19 protein-coding genes and 1 riboswitch are annotated in these 17830 nt (G+C 50.0%); of the genes, 2 read left to right on the top strand and 17 right to left on the bottom strand.

Translation table 11 applies throughout. From position 1 onward, the window contains the following. Positions 1 to 10 precede the first annotated feature (10 nt). The 13 genes from cobS to cbiD form a co-directional block, all read right to left on the bottom strand. Complete coding sequence (cobS, locus tag SPSPH_RS08020) at positions 11 to 736, bottom strand: adenosylcobinamide-GDP ribazoletransferase (RefSeq protein ID WP_109298123.1); 726 nt, start codon at positions 734 to 736, stop codon at positions 11 to 13. A 65-nt stretch (positions 737 to 801) separates the two neighbouring features. Beyond that, complete coding sequence (cbiB, locus tag SPSPH_RS08015) at positions 802 to 1758, bottom strand: adenosylcobinamide-phosphate synthase CbiB (RefSeq protein WP_075754857.1); 957 nt, start codon at positions 1756 to 1758, stop codon at positions 802 to 804. 2 nt (positions 1759 to 1760) lie between these two features. Beyond that, complete coding sequence (locus SPSPH_RS08010; protein WP_075754855.1) at positions 1761 to 3293, bottom strand: cobyric acid synthase; 1533 nt, start codon at positions 3291 to 3293, stop codon at positions 1761 to 1763. Further along, positions 3286 to 3867, bottom strand: coding sequence for a bifunctional adenosylcobinamide kinase/adenosylcobinamide-phosphate guanylyltransferase (cobU, locus tag SPSPH_RS08005; RefSeq protein ID WP_075754853.1), 582 nt, complete (start codon positions 3865 to 3867; stop codon positions 3286 to 3288). The genes SPSPH_RS08010 and cobU overlap by 8 nt, the downstream gene beginning before the upstream one ends. 1 nt (position 3868) lies before the next feature. Continuing rightward, complete coding sequence (locus SPSPH_RS08000) at positions 3869 to 5269, bottom strand: cobyrinate a,c-diamide synthase (protein ID WP_075754851.1); 1401 nt, start codon at positions 5267 to 5269, stop codon at positions 3869 to 3871. Positions 5270 to 5294: 25 nt separating this feature from the next. Next, a complete protein-coding gene (locus tag SPSPH_RS07995; protein ID WP_075754849.1) occupies positions 5295 to 5921 on the bottom strand; it encodes a precorrin-8X methylmutase in 627 nt (208 codons plus the stop codon). Between the two features lie 49 nt (positions 5922 to 5970). Beyond that, positions 5971 to 6741 (bottom strand): precorrin-6A reductase, encoded by a 771-nt coding sequence (gene cobK / locus SPSPH_RS07990; protein WP_075754847.1) that lies wholly within the window; start codon positions 6739 to 6741, stop codon positions 5971 to 5973. Continuing rightward, complete coding sequence (cobJ, locus tag SPSPH_RS07985; RefSeq protein WP_233138911.1) at positions 6738 to 7427, bottom strand: precorrin-3B C(17)-methyltransferase; 690 nt, start codon at positions 7425 to 7427, stop codon at positions 6738 to 6740. Before cobJ ends, cobK begins: the two co-directional genes overlap by 4 nt. Before the next feature lie 20 nt (positions 7428 to 7447). Next, positions 7448 to 8521 carry a cobalt-precorrin 5A hydrolase gene (locus tag SPSPH_RS07980; RefSeq protein ID WP_075754843.1) on the bottom strand — a complete coding sequence of 358 codons (1074 nt, stop codon included), beginning with the start codon at positions 8519 to 8521 and terminating at the stop codon, positions 7448 to 7450. Positions 8522 to 8524: 3 nt separating this feature from the next. After that, positions 8525 to 9289, bottom strand: a complete 765-nt coding sequence (gene cobM / locus SPSPH_RS07975) for a precorrin-4 C(11)-methyltransferase (RefSeq protein WP_075754841.1) — start codon at positions 9287 to 9289, stop codon at positions 8525 to 8527. 30 nt (positions 9290 to 9319) lie between these two features. Beyond that, positions 9320 to 9913 carry a precorrin-6Y C5,15-methyltransferase (decarboxylating) subunit CbiT gene (gene cbiT / locus SPSPH_RS07970; protein ID WP_075754839.1) on the bottom strand — a complete coding sequence of 198 codons (594 nt, stop codon included), beginning with the start codon at positions 9911 to 9913 and terminating at the stop codon, positions 9320 to 9322. Beyond that, positions 9910 to 10542, bottom strand: a complete 633-nt coding sequence (cbiE, locus tag SPSPH_RS07965) for a precorrin-6y C5,15-methyltransferase (decarboxylating) subunit CbiE (protein ID WP_075754837.1) — start codon at positions 10540 to 10542, stop codon at positions 9910 to 9912. The genes cbiT and cbiE overlap by 4 nt, the downstream gene beginning before the upstream one ends. Next, positions 10521 to 11615 carry a cobalt-precorrin-5B (C(1))-methyltransferase CbiD gene (gene cbiD / locus SPSPH_RS07960; RefSeq protein WP_075756020.1) on the bottom strand — a complete coding sequence of 365 codons (1095 nt, stop codon included), beginning with the start codon at positions 11613 to 11615 and terminating at the stop codon, positions 10521 to 10523. The genes cbiE and cbiD overlap by 22 nt, the downstream gene beginning before the upstream one ends. 112 nt (positions 11616 to 11727) lie before the next feature. Then, positions 11728 to 11899: riboswitch (cobalamin riboswitch) on the bottom strand. A 206-nt stretch (positions 11900 to 12105) separates the two neighbouring features. Between cbiD and SPSPH_RS07955 the strand changes: the two genes are divergently transcribed. Both SPSPH_RS07955 and ldhH read left to right on the top strand, forming a co-directional pair. After that, positions 12106 to 12720, top strand: coding sequence for a LutC/YkgG family protein (locus SPSPH_RS07955; RefSeq protein ID WP_075754835.1), 615 nt, complete (start codon positions 12106 to 12108; stop codon positions 12718 to 12720). Further along, positions 12720 to 14891: an L-lactate dehydrogenase (quinone) large subunit LdhH gene (ldhH, locus tag SPSPH_RS07950; protein WP_075754833.1), complete on the top strand. Its 2172-nt coding sequence runs from the start codon at positions 12720 to 12722 to the stop codon at positions 14889 to 14891. Before SPSPH_RS07955 ends, ldhH begins: the two co-directional genes overlap by 1 nt. Before the next feature lie 145 nt (positions 14892 to 15036). Here the strand turns inward: ldhH and SPSPH_RS07945 are convergent, their stop codons facing one another. Genes SPSPH_RS07945 through SPSPH_RS07930 form a run of 4 tightly spaced genes read right to left on the bottom strand, consistent with a single transcriptional unit; the run spans position 15037 to position 17754 of the window. Continuing rightward, complete coding sequence (locus SPSPH_RS07945) at positions 15037 to 15570, bottom strand: 2-oxoacid:acceptor oxidoreductase family protein (protein ID WP_075754831.1); 534 nt, start codon at positions 15568 to 15570, stop codon at positions 15037 to 15039. Next, positions 15570 to 16394 carry a thiamine pyrophosphate-dependent enzyme gene (locus tag SPSPH_RS07940; RefSeq protein ID WP_083945451.1) on the bottom strand — a complete coding sequence of 275 codons (825 nt, stop codon included), beginning with the start codon at positions 16392 to 16394 and terminating at the stop codon, positions 15570 to 15572. Before SPSPH_RS07940 ends, SPSPH_RS07945 begins: the two co-directional genes overlap by 1 nt. Further along, positions 16394 to 17533, bottom strand: coding sequence for a 2-oxoacid:acceptor oxidoreductase subunit alpha (locus SPSPH_RS07935; RefSeq protein ID WP_075754827.1), 1140 nt, complete (start codon positions 17531 to 17533; stop codon positions 16394 to 16396). The genes SPSPH_RS07940 and SPSPH_RS07935 overlap by 1 nt, the downstream gene beginning before the upstream one ends. Further along, positions 17530 to 17754, bottom strand: a complete 225-nt coding sequence (locus SPSPH_RS07930; RefSeq protein ID WP_075754825.1) for a 4Fe-4S dicluster domain-containing protein — start codon at positions 17752 to 17754, stop codon at positions 17530 to 17532. Before SPSPH_RS07930 ends, SPSPH_RS07935 begins: the two co-directional genes overlap by 4 nt. Between the last annotated feature and the right edge of the window lie 76 nt (positions 17755 to 17830).

The following is a 17830-nucleotide window of genomic DNA, read 5'->3' as shown; positions in this document are numbered from 1 at the left end:
CTTATTTATGCTAAATGATAAACACCAGCAAGGCCACTAACTCAGTGATCTCGGTAATAGCTCCATAAGTATCACCGGTTAAACCGCCCAGCACCTTGGCAAAATATCTTGCTGACAGTACTCCGGCCAATACGGCGCTACCGGCACTGATTGCTGCCTGCATACCAAACGGAATGATTGCTATAAGTGCGATAACACCGGCAATAACCAAAGTAGTACGGCCGGCATACTGGGCAAACGCCTTTCCCATGCCGTCAGGACGCGCATAAGGAAACGAAGTGATGCTAATAACCATAGCCATACGGCCTGCCACCGGCATAAGAAAAAGAGCGGTAGTCAGCATGGCCGGCGCCATATCGGCAATAAGCGAATATTTTAATAATAACAGGAGGCCAAAGGCTACTACACCATTAGCTCCTACCCGGCTGTCTTTCATAATCTCCAGCATCCGCTCGCGTGAGCGGCCTGAAAATACACCGTCGGCTGTATCCATGAATCCATCGCAGTGCAAACCGCCGGTGAGTATAATTTCGGCGATAATAATGGCCGCCGCCAGTACATGTGACGGCAGGAACTGGGCGAAAACATAAGCCAAACCAGCCAACAACAAGCCGATAACAACACCAATCAGTGTAAAATATTTTACACTGCGGCCAAAACTGTCCGGCGACCAGTCGGTTTGCTCCACAATGCGGATACGCGTAAGAAACTGTAATCCGGTAAAAAAATCTTTCAAACTCTGCTTCCCTCCACCCTGCATGAACGCGCAGGATAAGAAATCATAATTAAGCCGGATTTTGCTCAGGCTAAAGCCAATAAGCCTTTGCAGACAAATGCAGCTATAAGAAACAAAATGGTAACCGCATACATAATTTGAATGGTTTGTTCAATATGTACAGGCCGAAGCTCATGCCTGGCCTCACCCATATAGGCCCGGAAAGAAGCCACTCCACCATAGTAATTGAGACCGCCCAGTCTTACTCCCAGCGCTCCGGCCACTCCGGCTTCCGAAAAGCCGCTATTAGGACTGGGATGTTTGACTGCATCGCGCCTGATAGCCTTCCAGGCGCCTTGGGTATCCAGCCTGAGCAGTGCGGCGGCCATAATGATCAATAACCCGGTAATTCTTGCGGGAATGTAATTAAACACATCATCAAGCCGGGCCGCAACCATGCCGAAATCCCGGTATTTTTCATTTTTATAACCGACCATGGAATCCATTGTGTTTACCGCCCGGTACAAGCAAGCAAGTGGTACACCGCCAATTATAGCATAAAATAGCGGCGAGATAATACCATCAACAATATTTTCAGCCACTGTTTCCACAGTGGCACGGGTAACTTCAGGCGTATCAAGAGCAGCCGTATCACGGCCAACGATCCAGCCTACCTTAAACCTGGCCTGTTCCATATTGCCGGAATTGAGAAACCCGGCAATCTCCCTCCCGGCTTCCGCCAGAGCACGGGGCGATATGGCAAATGACAGCAGCACTGCGCCGGCGATGTAGCCGGCCCAGGAATGAATGGCGCTTAACGCCGCCATGATCAGCCATGCCACCCCATAGGCTGTTGTCAACACAATAGCAACCAATACCGCCCCTGCCATGGTTTTACGCATAGCCGGATGATTGACAGCCAATAAATGTCTTTCCAGCCAGGCAATAAACGTACCAAGCATAACGACCGGGTGAAATGATGTACGCGGGTCGCCAACCAGTCGGTCAATAATAACCGCGCCTAATGCCACATACTGTTCCATGACTAGCTACCAGTGGCTTCATTCAGAATACGATAGACCAAGTCCATATTCATATTCTGACGGACAACCTTTGCCAACCGGTCATAGGCGGCATTTTTCAGCGCCTGTGTATCCTTAACGACCCCCAGCGGTGCCAGGCCCTTGCGCACTCGCAGCGCATCAAGCACGGCACGCCGATAGGCGTCATTATCGAAGATTCCGTGCATATAAGTTCCCATGACCAGTCCGTCTGCTGAAACAGCACCATCCGGCATATTTACCTGTTCACCCGAGCGGGTGGTAATACTAAAAGCATGGTCAACAGGGCTCAAAAACTGGGTGCGGCCCATGTGAATTTCGTAACCTGTCAGGTTACCGCCGCTAAAATTAATTCCCAAAAATTTGTGATTGTCAGCCGCCGCTGTAACTTGATGGGTTACTTTATCAGCGACAAAAACAGTAATACTGTCAATTAAACCCAAACCCATTACTTTATCCAGGTCTGATTCGGTATGGTCAGGGTCCTGCACTTCCCGTCCCAGCATCTGGTAGCCACCACAAATACCAACAACAGGTGTGCCGCTTTTTACCAGCTTAATAAGTTCCTGCTCATAACCATTATTGCGAAGGTATAACAAGTCTTCAGTAGTGTTCTTACTGCCGGGCAGAATGATAAGATCAGGCTTGCCAATGGCTTCTCCCTGCCGTACATACCTAAGCCTGACATCGGTTTCACCGGCTATGGCGTCAAAATCAGTAAAGTTCGATATTTTAGGAAGCCGCAGTACGGCAATATCCAGGTCACCGTTTTTAGCGGGCTGCCCTTTATCTTCCAGTGATACCGAGTCCTCATCATCAATACCCAGCCGGTCAAGATGGGGAATGACACCTACCACCGGTTTACCGGTCTTAGTTTCGAGAAAATCCAGTGCCGGTTTCAGCAAATTAATATCGCCCCGGAATTTATTAATAATAATGCCTTTAACCAAATCGCGCTCATCCGGCTCTAACAGTTCCAGAGTGCCGACCACAGAAGCCAGCGCCCCGCCTCTGTCGATATCAGCAATCAGCAGTACCGGCGCCGCAGCCAGTTTGGCAACACGCATATTAACAATATCATTAGCTTTAAGGTTAACTTCCGCCGGACTGCCGGCCCCTTCAATAACGATAACGTCAAAGTCATTATGCAGTTTCTCAATACACTCGGTTACAACCCCCAGTGCGGTGAGACTATAGCCGGAATGATATTCTTTTGCCGACATATTGCCGACAGACTTACCCATAACAATGACCTGTGAACAGGCATTACCGGTAGGTTTTAATAATACCGGATTCATTTCAACAGCTGGGTCCAGTCCGGCAGCCTCAGCCTGAGCTACCTGGGCCCGCCCCATTTCGCCACCTGTTTTGGTTACATAGGAATTAAGCGCCATATTTTGTGCCTTAAATGGAGTTACCCGCTGTCCATCCTGTTTAAAAATCCGGCACAAGGCCGTTGTTAAAATACTTTTGCCAACATGGGAACTTGTTCCCTGTAGCATAATTGCTCTAGCCATTATGCTCACCCTCCCCCAGACTAACGGCTATTTTTTTGAGTTCCACTGCCAGACCGCTGACCACCAGATATACTTCATCAGCAACCCCGGCTACTTTCTGATTCACCAGCCCGGCAACGTCCCGGTATTCACGGGCCAGCGCATTATCGGGCACAATGCCTGCTCCGACTTCGTTGGTAACAAATATTACCTCCGCCTGATCCTGCCTGGCGCTGGCCAGCAGTTTATCGATGGCTGTCAGTACAGCTTGCCTGCGTTCTTCCCGGTCAGCAGGCGCAGTCGGAGCCAGGAGCAAATTACTGGTATATAGTGTCAGGCAATCAAACAGCACGGCTTCGGCGCACTGAACAGCCTGAGCCATGGCTTGTTCGGCCTGGTAAGGAGCTTCAAACGTCGGCCAGCCGGCCGGCCGGCGGCTTTGATGCAGCTTTACCCGTTCCTGCATTTCTTCATCATAGATTTGGGCGGTAGCAATATAGGCAACCTTCCGGCCGCCTTGCGCCGCATACCGCTCGGCAAACGTACTTTTGCCGCTGCGGGCCCCGCCGGTAACCAAAACAATGCTTGCTGCCATACTATTTCCCTCCCTGTCCGGTCAGGTGCTTATACCGGATACACCGTTCGACAAACCGCTTGGCAGCTTGCCGATTACCGGCAAAATGCATATGCAGATAGGAGGCCAATACCTCGCCGGACACATAACCGCCCGGATATTTGGCTCCTGTCCGCATTTTTGTAAATTCGAACGCCCAGGGAAACTCTGCTGCACTTACATCGGGAATCATCCGGGAAAAATGAAATTCATGCCCGCGCAGCCTTTCGCCGCCGGTACATAACACATTATCCTGTAATGCGGTTGTTTCCACATAGCCTACTGTTTCGAGCTTAGACTGCATCTGGCATACTGCCGGGATAATTCCGGCCATATCATAGGCCTGGCCGTCAAAGTCGATAATCTGCCGCGCCAAATACATCAGGCCGCCACATTCAGCATAAACAGGCATGCCGGCTGATGCCGCACGCCGCAGATCATTTCTCATCAAGACATTGTCCGATAATTCCCTGACAAACATTTCGGGAAAACCGCCGCCCAGTACCACCCCATCTACCTCAGGCAGACAGTTGGCAGCAAGCGGACTAAACGGTACCAGCTCGGCCCCGAACTCAGTCAAAACCTCCAGGCTTGAGGGATAGTAAAAAGTAAATACATCGTCCTGAGCTACACCAATCCGGACTTTGGCCGGAACTGCAGGCTTCCCGCTACTCCCACCACTGTCTGGCAGTGGCTCAGCGGTTTTAGCCAGCGCCAGCAACGCATCCAGATTAACCTCTTGCGCTATCTGACGTCCCATTTCCGCCACAGTGGCAGCCGCATCCTGCTCAGTTACCGGCGTCAGGCCAAGATGCCGTTCCGGCATCACCAGTTCGTTGTTGCGAAACACAGTGCCGATAACGGGAATTCCCAGTCTGGCAAAGGCCTCACAGACCATCAACCTGTGGCTTAGTGAGCCAAGCCGGTTAATAATGACTCCGGCCAGCTTAACCTCCGGATCATACATTTTAAAGCCCAACGCTATAGCCGCCGCACTCTCGCCCATAGACTTGGCATTAATCACCAATACTACCGGTGCATTCAGCATTTTTGCCACCGCGGCCGTGCTGCTGACACCGGAGCGCCCGCCATCATACAACCCCATGACACCTTCAATAACGGCAATATCATTGCCTGCTGCCGTACTGGCAAAGATTTCTGCCAGCGTTGCCGGCGGTACCAGCCAGGTATCGAGATTATGCGCGCTTTTGCCGCTGGCCAGACGATGAAAGCCTGGGTCGATGTAGTCAGGGCCAATTTTATAGGATTGGACTTTAAGGCCGCGTTCAGCCAAGGCTGACAGCATACCGGTTACAATGGTGGTTTTACCCACGCCGCTGCTGACTCCGGCAATGACCACCCGGGGAATGTTTAATTGGCCCATAGGTAACCCTCCTGTATTCAGCAAATTAGCGGCCTAACATATACATAACCGCATTAACCGAAGCTGCTGCAATCGGGCTGCCGCCTTTGTTGCCAAGTACAGTGATATAGGGAACAGGCGAAGTGGTATGCAGCAGTTCCTTGGATTCGGCAGCACCAACAAAACCGACAGGTACGCCAACAATGAGGGCCGGCTTGACATTATTTTCTTTTATCATTGCGAGCACCTCAAACAGGGCTGTCGGTGCATTGCCAATGGCCACAATGGCGCCATTAAGCTTATCACCAAATTTGCGCATGGCCGCCATTGACCGGGTAATGCCGGCTGCTTTAGCTTCCTGGGCCACCGTTTCATCAGCTACCAGACAATAAGCCTGGCCGCCCAGTTCGGCCAGCCGGCGCTTGTTTATGCCGGTGCGAACCATTTCTACATCACAGAAAATGTCGCAGCCGTTTTTAAGCGCCGCAAGCCCGGAAGCAATGGCTTCCGGATGAATTTTAATAATTGAGGCATAATCGGGGTCACCGGCAGCGTGAATAATGCGCGAATACACCTTGATTGCCTGTTCATCTAAATTAAAACCGGCCAAATAGGGAGCGATAATCTCCATACTGCGGTTTTCAATAGCCATCGGGTCTTTTATATATTCCATGCTAGTCCCTCCCGAATGTTAATTTGCGTTGGATTGAGAGATGGCACTCTCATTTCGCAGCAGTACCGGCCAACAGCCTTGTCATGACTTCATCGCTGGTCCGGCAAAGGTTTTTATACTCAATCGCCGGACGGCCAATGACAACCAGCTTCAGCCCCAGTTCCATCGCGGCCGATATTTTGGTATCGGCACCGCCAATCGTACCACTGTTTTTGGTTATGACGACCTCTGTGCCATACTCCCTGAATAACGCCGCATTGAGCGCGTGGGAAAATGGCCCCTGGATGGCCACAATATCACCAGGCTTGAACCCCAGTTCGATACATTCTGTTATCACCTCAGGCTGTGGCAGCACCCGGGCGATCAGGCGGCAATCTGCCAGCAGCGGTTCTGTCTTGAATATCTTTAACGTGCGGCTGCCTGTGGTTAAAAAGATGTTCTTGCCAAGACCGGCTGCTATCTTTGCGGCCTCGGCAGCATCTTTAACCAGATGCAGCTGCCTGTATTCCGGGACACTCACCTCTGAGCGTTCGTAGCGGATGTAGTCAATTCCGCCGGTTTCACAGGCAGACATAGCATTGGCCGATACATTGGCGGCATAGGGATGGCTGGCGTCCACGATTGCCTTAATCCTCCTGGTTGCGATGAATTCCTCCATCCCCGCCAGGGTCAGCTGTCCGGTATGAACGCCAATACCTGGTAATTCAGCCAAACTGCGGCCATAATCACTGATTACCGATACCATTACCTGATAACCGCCTGCCGCCAGACAGGCAGCCAATTGCCGGCCATCCTGCGTACCGGCCAGCACTAAAATCATACGTGATAGCCTCTGGGGGTAATCATTTTCCCATTGGCGGTATAGGTCTGGCTGTTGCCAATAATGACCAGGGAAAACATATCAATATGCTCCTTGGTAAAGTTGTCCAGGGTTGACAGGGTCATATCCTCTTTGGTCCGGGTAGCGTGATGCACAATCCCTACCGGAGTATCGGCCTGCCGGTGTTTTAGCGCAATTTCGCGCACCGTTTCTATTTGGCTTGTCCGCCGGGTACTTTTGGGGTTATAAATAGCAATAACGAAATCCCCGGCAACCGCCATTTCCACTCTCTTTTTAATAACTTCCCAGGGAGTTAATAAGTCACTCAGACTGATAACGGCAAAATCGTGCATCAGCGGTGCTCCCAGGATAGAGGCTGCCGCACCGACGGCGCTGATACCGGGAATAACCTCTACTTCCGGCTGCCTGGCTGCCGGCTGCTTGCCAACAAGTTCAAGCACTAAACCGGCCATACCATATATTCCCGGGTCGCCGCTGGAAATTACCGCCACCTGTTTTCCGGTCATGGCTTTATCTACCGCCGCCTGACAACGGTCGATTTCCTGCATCATGCCTGTGCCAATGGTGGTTTTGGCTGGCAGTAGAGCTTTTATCAAATCCAAATAGGTATCATAACCAACAATAATCTCAGCATCTTCAATCGCCTGCCGGGCTCGCGGCGTCATATCCTCCAGGCTGCCTGGCCCTATTCCCACCACCGATATTTTACCGTTGTGACCGCCACAGTCACTTTGGGATATTTTGTTTTGGGCAAAATCAGCTTGTTGTTCCGCCCCGCTAGTATGGCTGCTGGTTCGCATACATTTCCCACTCCTATCTTCTCATTAACAAAATCAGATAACGACAATTCATATTGGTCTATACATTGTTCCAGTTGTTCATTGGTAAAAAACTTAATCGGCACACCCAGCTGCTCCGCCACTGCGAGCAAACCCTGTTCATCGGCTTTTACGACAGTACTGCCAATCACAGCCACACTGTTGCTGCTCCGTCCGATTGTCCGGCAAGCCTGATTGATGGCTGACAAAATTTCAGCACCGGTGGTATCCCGCCGGCAGCCGATGCCAAGGGCTAAACTGTGGGGACGCAAATACAGATGCGGTTTCTGAATAGCAAGTTCTTTATCGGTAATGACTACAGCAGCATCATACTGATCCGGATGGATAAGTTCACTGCTATCAACTAATGCAACCCCTTGCCTGGTGGCCAAAGCAATATACCGCTCATGGTCAGCCAGTTCCTTATCAATAAAAAACAACACCCTGTCACCATTAACAATGGCGGCGTTTATGGTTTTGAGCGAACTGAACGGTTCGATGGTCAGATCAAGTTTGACTGCCAGTATGTCAGCAGCCGGCAAGCCGGCAACATCGGTGGCGGTAGTGATAACCGGCACAGCTTTGGCGGCACGGCTCACTAACCCGGTTAACTCATTGGCGCCGCCGATATGACCTGACAACAGGCTTATCGCATAATTGCCGCCATCATCCATGACAACTACCGCCGGATCGCAGCGTTTGTCCTTCACCTGTGCCGCAATGACCCTCACGACAATTCCTGTCGCCATAATGAACACCAAGCCATCATATAAGGAAAATATTTCAGCTACCAGGTCGCTTAAGGAGTCATAGGTATGATGTAACTCTGGCAGATTGCGCCCGTTTTTAGCATAGACATCAACCCCCGGCCCCAGCAGCGGTGCTATCCGTTCAGCCAGTTCGGCCCCTTTGCGGGTAACAGAGATGACTGCCAGCTTCACAATTTATTTAGCCTCCTGCGCCTGTCTGAACATATGTCCGAATTCCGGAGCATATAACCGCGACAAAGCATAATCGGTTTGCAAGACCTTACCGACCACAATCATGGCTGTACGGTCAATATTATTTTCTCTGGCAATTTGAGCAATAGTGCCTAAGGTAGCGCGGAAGATTTTTTGATCAGGCCAGGAGGCTTTTTGCACAATAGCCACCGGGGTTTCGTAGGTATAGCCGCCATCTACCAGCTCTTTAACCACATTGTCCAGCATATGCACACTCAGGAAAATACACATCGTAGCCTCGTGGCTGGCCAGCTTAACCAGTTTTTCTTTTTCCGGCACCGGGGTGCGCCCTTCCAAACGGGTAATAATTACCGTCTGGGATACATCAGGCAATGTATATTCCTGCTTTAAGGCAGCGGCTGTAGCCAGGAACGAGCTAACGCCGGGGATAACTTCAAAATCAATATTTTTCGGTGCCAGTGCATCCATTTGCTCCTGAATGGCACCATATATGCTGGGATCGCCGGTATGTAACCGGACTACCAGCTTGTTCTCTTTAACCCCTTGCTCCATAACAGCAATGACTTCATCCAGCGTCATGGAGGCGCTGTTATAGATGGCAGCTCCATTTTTAGCGAGGGATAAGAGCGCCGGATTGACTAACGAACCGGCATAAATAATGATATCTGCCTGTCCCAAAAGGCGCTGCCCTTTCACGGTAATCAGCTCAGGATCTCCCGGACCGGCTCCTACAAAAAATACATTCATTGATATTCTCCCTTCATCCAGGCTGTTTCCCTATCCGGCAGCCTGCCCTTCTTTAGTACAGGTAATAATATATATCGGGTTAAGTGCTTTAAACATATTACTGGTGCCCACCGGCTGAATCCGGGTAACTTGTACACAGCAAGCCTCAACCGCATAGGCCGGACGCTGCCGCATAAGCTGGAGAGCGGCAGACAGTGTTTCTACGGTAACAGCTGTTACAATCAGGCGTCCGCCCGGTTTCAGCAATTGATCGGCCGAGGACAAAATGTCGGGCAGCCTGCCGCCACTGCCGCCGATTAAGATGACTTCCGCCGCCGGCAGCCCGGCCAGCGCCGCCGGTGCCGAACCAAGCACAGCCTGAACATTGCCGGCCTCAAACTTAGCGGCGTTGGCCTTAATCAGTTCAATCCCCTCGGGTTCGCGCTCAATGGCATATACCCTGCCTTGCCTGGCCAATAAAGCCGCTTCAATGGATAGCGAACCGGTACCTGCCCCGATATCAATGACAGTGTCGGCAGCACCAATGCTGGCCTTAGCCAAAGTTAAGATGCGAATTTCCTGTTTCGTCATCGGAATGTCGCCTCTGATGAACTGCTCATCCGGAATACCTAAGCTGTGACTCATGCTTTCACCACCATTACGCTATGTTCAAAACCGGGAGTTTCTGCGGCCTCGGCTAAGGTCATAGCAGCCACCACTTCATTGTCATAAGACAAATTGGCGCATAACCAGACATGAGCCGCCTCCGGCCACCCGAATGCTAACAGGATGCGCGAAATACAGGCCGGATTGTGCTGAGTGTCAGTCAGGATGCCCAGCTTATGCCCTGGCCGGTAACGCAGTACCTCATCAGCGGCTGTACGGCCATGCATACTGATCAGAGCGGCATCCTGCCACACTTCGGCCACCCGGGCAAACGCCATTTGGACCGAACTAATACCGGGAATCACCGTAATACTCTCTGGCGCAAACCGTTTTCTGACTGCCACCAGCATGCTGTAAAATCCAGGGTCGCCGGACACCATAACCACTACATCCTGACTTGCCAGCTGTTCTTCAATAAAATCAAGCACACCGTTAATATCTTTATCAATAATCCTGGTAGCCTGACCGCCTGCGGCAAAGGTATCCAGCGCCCGCTTACTGCCTACCAGAACTCTGGCCTGAGCAATCGTCCGGCTAACGACAGGCAGCACATAATCAGGCGATCCGGGGCCAATGCCAACAACTACTACCTGGTACCTACATTCCATCCTAAATGGCCTCCAATTTCACGGGCTGTCTCATCAAGCCCCAGTATATCTCCCTGTAAAGTCACAATAACGGTTCCCACTGTCAAATCACCAAACACATAACGCTTTGCCCGGGCACTGGCCCGTTCGGCCAGTACAGAATAAACCTCAGTCATATTATACCGGGCGATGATTGGCATAGCAGCTTCGGTAGTAGTCGAAGCCATTATTTCTTCAATGGCCGTCTGTGGCGCTCCGTTTAGCGCCATATAGGCGGCTATTGTCTCCAGGCGGGCATCGGCCATCCGGTTATGAGTATGGAATATGCCGGCCGACACTTTAACGATTTTGCCAAGATGGCCAAATAACAACACCCGGCGCATGCCGTATTTTACTGCATTCTCCAACATATGTCCGATAAAATTGCTTGTCTGGATTACGGCGGCGGCCGGCAGGCCGCAACGGTTGATGGCTATATCCTGTCCGATTTTTCCCGGAGCAAATACTATATCTGTATAGCCTAATGCCTGCACCACACTAATCTGCGGTACAAGTGAATTTTTAAAAGCCTCTTCTGACATCGGTTCAACAATACCGGTAGTGCCAATAATCGACAGTCCGCCAACAATCCCCAATATGGGGTTAAGCGTTCTGGTCGCCAATTTCTCTCCCTCGGGAATAGAAATTGTCACAACAGCCCCTTTATCTGTTGGCAAACACTCAGTCACAGCCCTGGTAATCATGGAACGCGGCCCGGGATTTACTGCCGGTTCACCTACCGGCACAGCCAGCCCGGGTTTAGTCACCGTTCCTACGCCAATACCTGCTTTGATCACAACTCCCGGTTTATCGGTAATAATGATCTCTGCCATAATCCTAACCCCATTGGTTATATCCGGATCATCACCGGCATCTTTGATTATTGCCGCCATACCGCCGCCGGCAACCGGCCAGCTTTCGGCAACAGGTACTGTCAGCAGGACTCCTTGTGGTGAAAAAACCTGAAGAACAGTCACCGGCTGGCCCAGCCAGGCCATAACCGCAGCCTTGGCTGCCGCTGCGGCACAAGTCCCGGTGGTTATCCCTTTGCGCATTTCTTTATCGGACAATAAAAAAGCCCCCTTGAGCAGGGGGTATAACACCAAACAACATGTAAAGATTGCCTGAATATTGTACCCACACCTGCCTATCTTCCGTAGGTCCTAGCGGCATGTGTTAGAACAGGCAGGTCTCCTGACTCTGGTTCTTCGCGTACTTAGCCTTCCCAGTTTCCCAGTGGCATGTATTAAGCAGCATCCCCATTACAGTGGCGGGACCGCGCCGGTATTACACCGGACTTCCCTATTAAGCGCAAAGCACCCATTCCCTTACATGTATCAAATTTGCGATTAGTACTATTATTCCATATAGTTAATTATTTTCCTGCTTACCAGGCAGGAATTATCTAAATTAAATAATCTAAAAATTTTTCTGTATTTTTTGCGTTTTTTGTCAATTTTTAAAAGGGTTTTAGCCTATTTATTACGAAGTGTATACTGGTCAGACCATCATACCGATTAATTCGGTTATAAGGGAGTGGAGAATTTGAAAAAAGTAAGTGAAAATTGGACCCATGCGCTTACCTCCGGTACTTGTAGCGCCAGCCTGTTCCCGGAGTTCGAAACCCGGGCAAAAAACGCGGCCGCCGAAGTATTTCGCGTCAAAACAGCGGCTGAAGCCAAAGAAGTCATTGCCAATTTAGTCAAATACACCAACGCCCGCAAAGTAGTAGCCGTTGACAGCCCCTTGCAACAGGCAGCAGGAATTAATGCCACCCTAACAGACCTGGGTGTAAGCCTGTACACCGAACAAGCAGATATCGCCGAGCATGCTGAAAGTGCCGATATTGGCATCTCCGCTGTTGAGTTTGGCATTGCCGAGTCAGGCAGTGTTTGCCAGGATGCGTTAGCGTTTGAAAGCAGGCTTGTCTCGATGCTGCCTCCTTTACATATTGTTTTCATGAACAGCAATAGAATTGTTCCCGGCATAACAGAAGCTATGGAAACAATCGCCAAAGTCTACGACCGCGGTTATATCAGCTTTATTACCGGCCCCAGCCGCACTGCCGATATTGAACGCGTACTGACAATCGGCGTACATGGTCCCAGCCGTTTTGTCATTATTGCCGTTGATGAAGAAGTTAACGGAGGTAAGCAATAATGGAAGCGAATAATCGTAATATAAAAAATGAAATCCAGGAAAAGTTACAGGATGAAGTGCTGCGTGGCGCATTAAGCCGCTTTGCGGAGGCCTATCCGATATCCAGGGCCAAAGCTTATGAAAATGTTGCCGATATTGAGGCTCTGCGCGAACAAGTCCGTCAAATGAAGATGAGCGCCGTTGCCGATATTGAAAACCTGGCCGATAAATTTGAAGCAGAAGCTGCCAAACGGGGCGCTAAAGTGTTTCGCGCCAAAGATGGCAATGCGTTAAAAGAATATTTGATAAACCTCTGTAAAGAAAAAAATGTAAAACGAATTGTTAAATCCAAATCCATGGCTTCCGAGGAAATTCATCTTAATCACGATCTGGAAACAGCCGGCTTGCATGTTAAAGAAACTGACCTGGGTGAATGGATTATCTCTCTGGCCGGTCATAAACCGTCCCATATGGTTATGCCAGCCATTCACTTGAACCGTGAACAAGTTGCCGGCTACTTCTCCAAAGAACTGAAGCAGGAAATTCCGACCGATATTCCGTTCATGGTTCAGGCTGCCCGCCAAGCGCTCAGAGGGGAGTTCCTGGAAGCTGATATGGGCATATCGGGCGCAAACTTCGGTATCGCTGAAAATGGCGCTATCGGGCTGGTAACGAATGAAGGCAACGCCCGCCTTGTCACTACCCTGCCACGGGTTCATGTTGTCATCATCGGTTATGAAAAACTGATTCCCACCATTAAAGATGCCGCCCCCATCCTGCGCACCCTGCCGCGTAATGCCACCGGCCAGCTGATGACCAGTTATATGACAATGACTTCCGGTGTAACCCCGGTCATGGTCAAACAAGACGGAAAATGGGTTGAGCAAGACAAAGAACTTCATATTATTTTATTTGATAACGGACGCTTACAAGCTGCCCATGACGATAAATTCAAAGAAATCTACCAATGTGTTCGCTGTGCTTCCTGCCTCAACGTCTGTCCTGTATACACAATTGTCGGCGGTCATGTGTATGGTCACATCTATGCCGGCGGTATTGGCGCCATCCTGACGGCCTTCCTCAACAGTATGGGGGATTTTGAAAAAATCAATGAACTTTGTATCGGCTGCCGCAAATGTGTTGAGATATGCCCTGGCAAAATTGACATACCACACCTGATTGAAGAACTCCGGGCCAAAGCCGTCAAGGAACACGGTCTGCCTTTCGGTGTTAAAGCAGTAGTTGAAAACGTACTGTCAAACCGTAAGGTATTCCACACCCTGCTGCGGTTAGCAGCGATCGGTCAAAAACCGTTCCAATCCGGCCGTGTAATCCGTCATTTGCCGCTATTTTTAGCCGGCATGGCCAAAGACCGCAGTCTCCCGGCAGTGGCTGATGTTCCCTTCCGTGACCGCGTATCCAAGGTAACCAGGAAAATAAATCAGCCTGTCAAGAAAATCGCCTTCTTTAGCGGCTGTAACATTGATTTTATTTTCCCGGAAACCGGTGAGTCGGTGTATAAGGTACTACAGGATCTTAATATGGAAGTAGTTTTCCCGGAAGAACAAAGCTGCTGCGGCAAACCGGTACTGGGGATGGGTGACCGCGAAACAGCCAAACGGATTGCCAAAAAGAATATCGAGGCCTTCGAAGCCACAGGCGCTGACGCCATTCTTTCAGCTTGCCCGACTTGCGCCGAGACCTGGCATCAAACTTATATCGAATTGTTTGAAGATGAGCCGGCCTGGAAGGCCCGGGCCGAAAAAATCGGTCATAAGGTCTGCGAGTTTACCAGCTTTGTCGCGAAGGAATATCAAAAAGCCGGCCGCCTGGTCAAAACTGCCGGCAATGTAAAAGTAACATACCATGATTCCTGCCATATGAAACGCGGCCTTGGCATTTATACCGAGCCGCGCCAGTTGCTTGAAGCGGCTAACGGCTACGAACTGGTAGAAATGAAAGACTGCGATAAATGCTGCGGTATGGCCGGTGCCTTCGGCGTCAAATATACCGAGCTGTCCATGCCTATCCTTAAGCAAAAAATTACCAACATTAAAGCCAGCGCCGCTGAGATAGTCGCCGTTGCCTGCCCGGCATGCATGATGCAAATTCAGGGTGGCCTTGATAAGCAGCTGCCAAATGTAAAGATTAAGCATGTAGCCGAGATTTTAGCGGAAAATATTAAAGAGTAATAAAGAAAACACGGCTTGCGCCGAGCCTTTGGCGAAAGCGGAAGCCGATGTTGCCCTTATCCTAACAGAAAGCTATGCTTTCTGTTAGGATAAAAAAAGGAGTCTTTCGCTGAGAAAGACTCCTTTTGGCTGTTCATTTTGCTGCTTATCTCTCTGCCTGCCCCAGGGCATAGCCGGTTTCAAGCGCTTTCTTGTTAAGTTCTTCAGTACCTTTAGGTACTCTGGCCAGCACAGCCTTGGTCAAACATTCCAGTTCTACCAGATCGGCAAAACCGGCCAATGCACCAAGAGCAACAATATTGGCAACCATAACATTCCCCAGTTCATTACGGGCAATATGGGTTATCGGCAATGCCAAGACTTTGGCATCTACTTCCGGCAGTGTTTTAACCAGGGTAGTATCAACAACCAGCTTGCCGCCTTGCTTTAACAGGCCGATATATTTATTGCAGGCTTCCTGGCTCATAGCCAGCAAAATATCTGCCGCGGTAGCTTTGGGATAATCGATTTCCTGATCACTGATAAGGACTTCGGATTTGCTGGCTCCCCCTCTGGCCTCCGGACCATAGGACTGGGTCTGAATGGTCTGCTTGCCGTCAAGAATAGCCGCTTCCGCCAAAATAATACCGGCAAGAATCAAACCTTGACCACCAGTACCGCTCAAGCTAATTTGCCACATTATTTATTCCCCCTTTTGGCCTGAACATGAGCAATCAGTTTGTCATATTCTGCGGTAAACTCAGGGGCTTCCGAACGGTGAAGTTCGCCAATAACAAACTTGTCTTTAAGCTGTTCCTGCGAAAGCTTGGCAGCAGCCTGAACCGGAATTGCGTGTTCTTTCTGCCATTCCATCATTTTAGCTGCCGAACCCATCTTGTTTTTACGTCCGTAAGAAACAGGACATTGGGTAATGGCATCAATTACGGAAAAGCCTTTATTTTCAATACCTTTGACGACGAGATCTGTCAACATATTGGCATGAAATGCGGTTGCCCTGGCCACATAGGTAGCACCGGCAGCAATAGCTAATGCCCCAATGTCAAAGGACCGCTCAATATGACCAAACGGTGCCGTCGTTGATCTGCTGGCAAGCGGGGTAAGCGGCGAGGACTGTCCGCCGGTCATACCATAGATATTGTTGTTAAAGATAATGGTAGTAAGGTCGATATTCCGTCTGGCAGCATGAATGAAATGATTGCCGCCAATAGCGGTAGAGTCGCCATCACCGGTAATGACCAAGACATTCAGTTCAGGTTGCGCCAGCTTAATACCTGTGGCAAAAGTCAGCGCTCTGCCATGAGCTGTGTGGACAGTATTGAAGTTCATGTAACCGGATGCCCGGGACGAACAGCCGATACCTGATACAATAATGGTCTTTTCCTGATCAAGACCTAATTTATCAATGGCGCGAATGATAGAAGCCAAGATGATACCATTGCCGCAGCCGGGACACCAGATATGGGGAAAAGCTGACGGCCGCAAATATTTTTCGATGTCTGCCATTATTTAGCACCTCCAACGGCTGTAACAATTGGTGCCAGTATTTCTTCCGGTTTAAATAGTTCACCGTCGACCCTGGTAACAGAAACTACTTTGTCCTGACCTACATACCGCTCAATTTCACCGGCCAATTGGCCATAGTTCATTTCAGGCACAATAACCTTTTTGACTTTTGCTGCTGCCTGTTTTACAACATCGCCTGGAAACGGCCAGATGGTAATCAATTTCAAGAGACCTGCCTTAATCCCCTGCTCTCTGGCTGCCTTCACAGCAGCAATGGCTGCTCTGGCCGATCCGCCATAAGACACAACCAATACTTCGGCATCATCAAGATAATGCTCGGTGTAAAGCGTCAGTTCCTCTTTGGCATTATCAATTTTAGTGTGTAAACGTTCAATGAGCTCAGCTGTAAGGTCATTAGCCTGGGTAGGCTGTCCCAGATAATTATGCACCAAGCCTGTTACATGGTAATAATAGCCTGACCCGAAAGCAGCCATCGGCGGAATGCCATCGGCCTCAGGTTTGTACGCCTGATACTCGCTTGGCGGGACAGCAGGCAATTTACGGTCAATGATCTCAATTTCATCCGGTTCCGGTAATTCTACCCGCTCGCGCATATGGCCGATGACTTCGTCCAACAGCAGCACAACAGGAGTACGGAACTTTTCCGAAAAATTAACTGCTTTGACGGTTACATCAAAACATTCACGCACAGATGCCGGCGACAGAGCAATTACACCACGGTCGCCGTGACTGCCCCAGCGAGCCTGCATAACATCCCCTTGACCGGGTGATGTAGGTTTGCCGGTGCTTGGGCCTAAACGCTGCACATTAACAATTACAACCGGAATTTCAGCAATAGAGGCATAGCCGATTAATTCCTGCTTGAGTGAAAAGCCGGGGCCACTGGTAGCAGTAAGTGCCTTAACTCCGGTCAGGGCTGCGCCGCATACGGCACCCATGCTGGCAATTTCATCTTCCATCTGGATAAACTTACCGCCCAGCGCCGGCAGTTTTTCAGCAAGTATTTCAGCAACTTCAGTACTTGGGGTAATAGGATAACCGCCAAAAAAACGAACTCCAGCCGCCAGTGCCCCTTCGGCACAAGCCTGATTACCCTGCATTAAGCGTGCTTTTGTCACTTGGCAGCCCCCCCATCGGTTTTCGTACTGGTTTTTTCTTCTTTGGTTACTTTAATCGCATAATCCGGGCAACGCAGCTCGCATTGACCACAGATAATACATTTATCTGGATCTTTTGCATAGATTTTGCCCATTTCGTCTAAATCCAGAACGGCTTTAGGACAAAAATGCACACAGATACCACAGCCTTTACATAGCTTTGGTTTAATAGCCAGTGCCATAACAGCTTTCACTCCTCTTTCAATCAGTGTATGACTAGTGTGGATACTGATATATATACCCTAGTATAACCATAAT

This window comes from Sporomusa sphaeroides DSM 2875 (assembly GCF_001941975.2).
GTDB classification, from domain to species: Bacteria; Bacillota; Negativicutes; order Sporomusales; family Sporomusaceae; genus Sporomusa; species Sporomusa sphaeroides.
The sequence above is the reverse complement of the archived record's forward strand: the minus strand, read 5'-3'. Positions and strand labels throughout refer to the sequence as shown.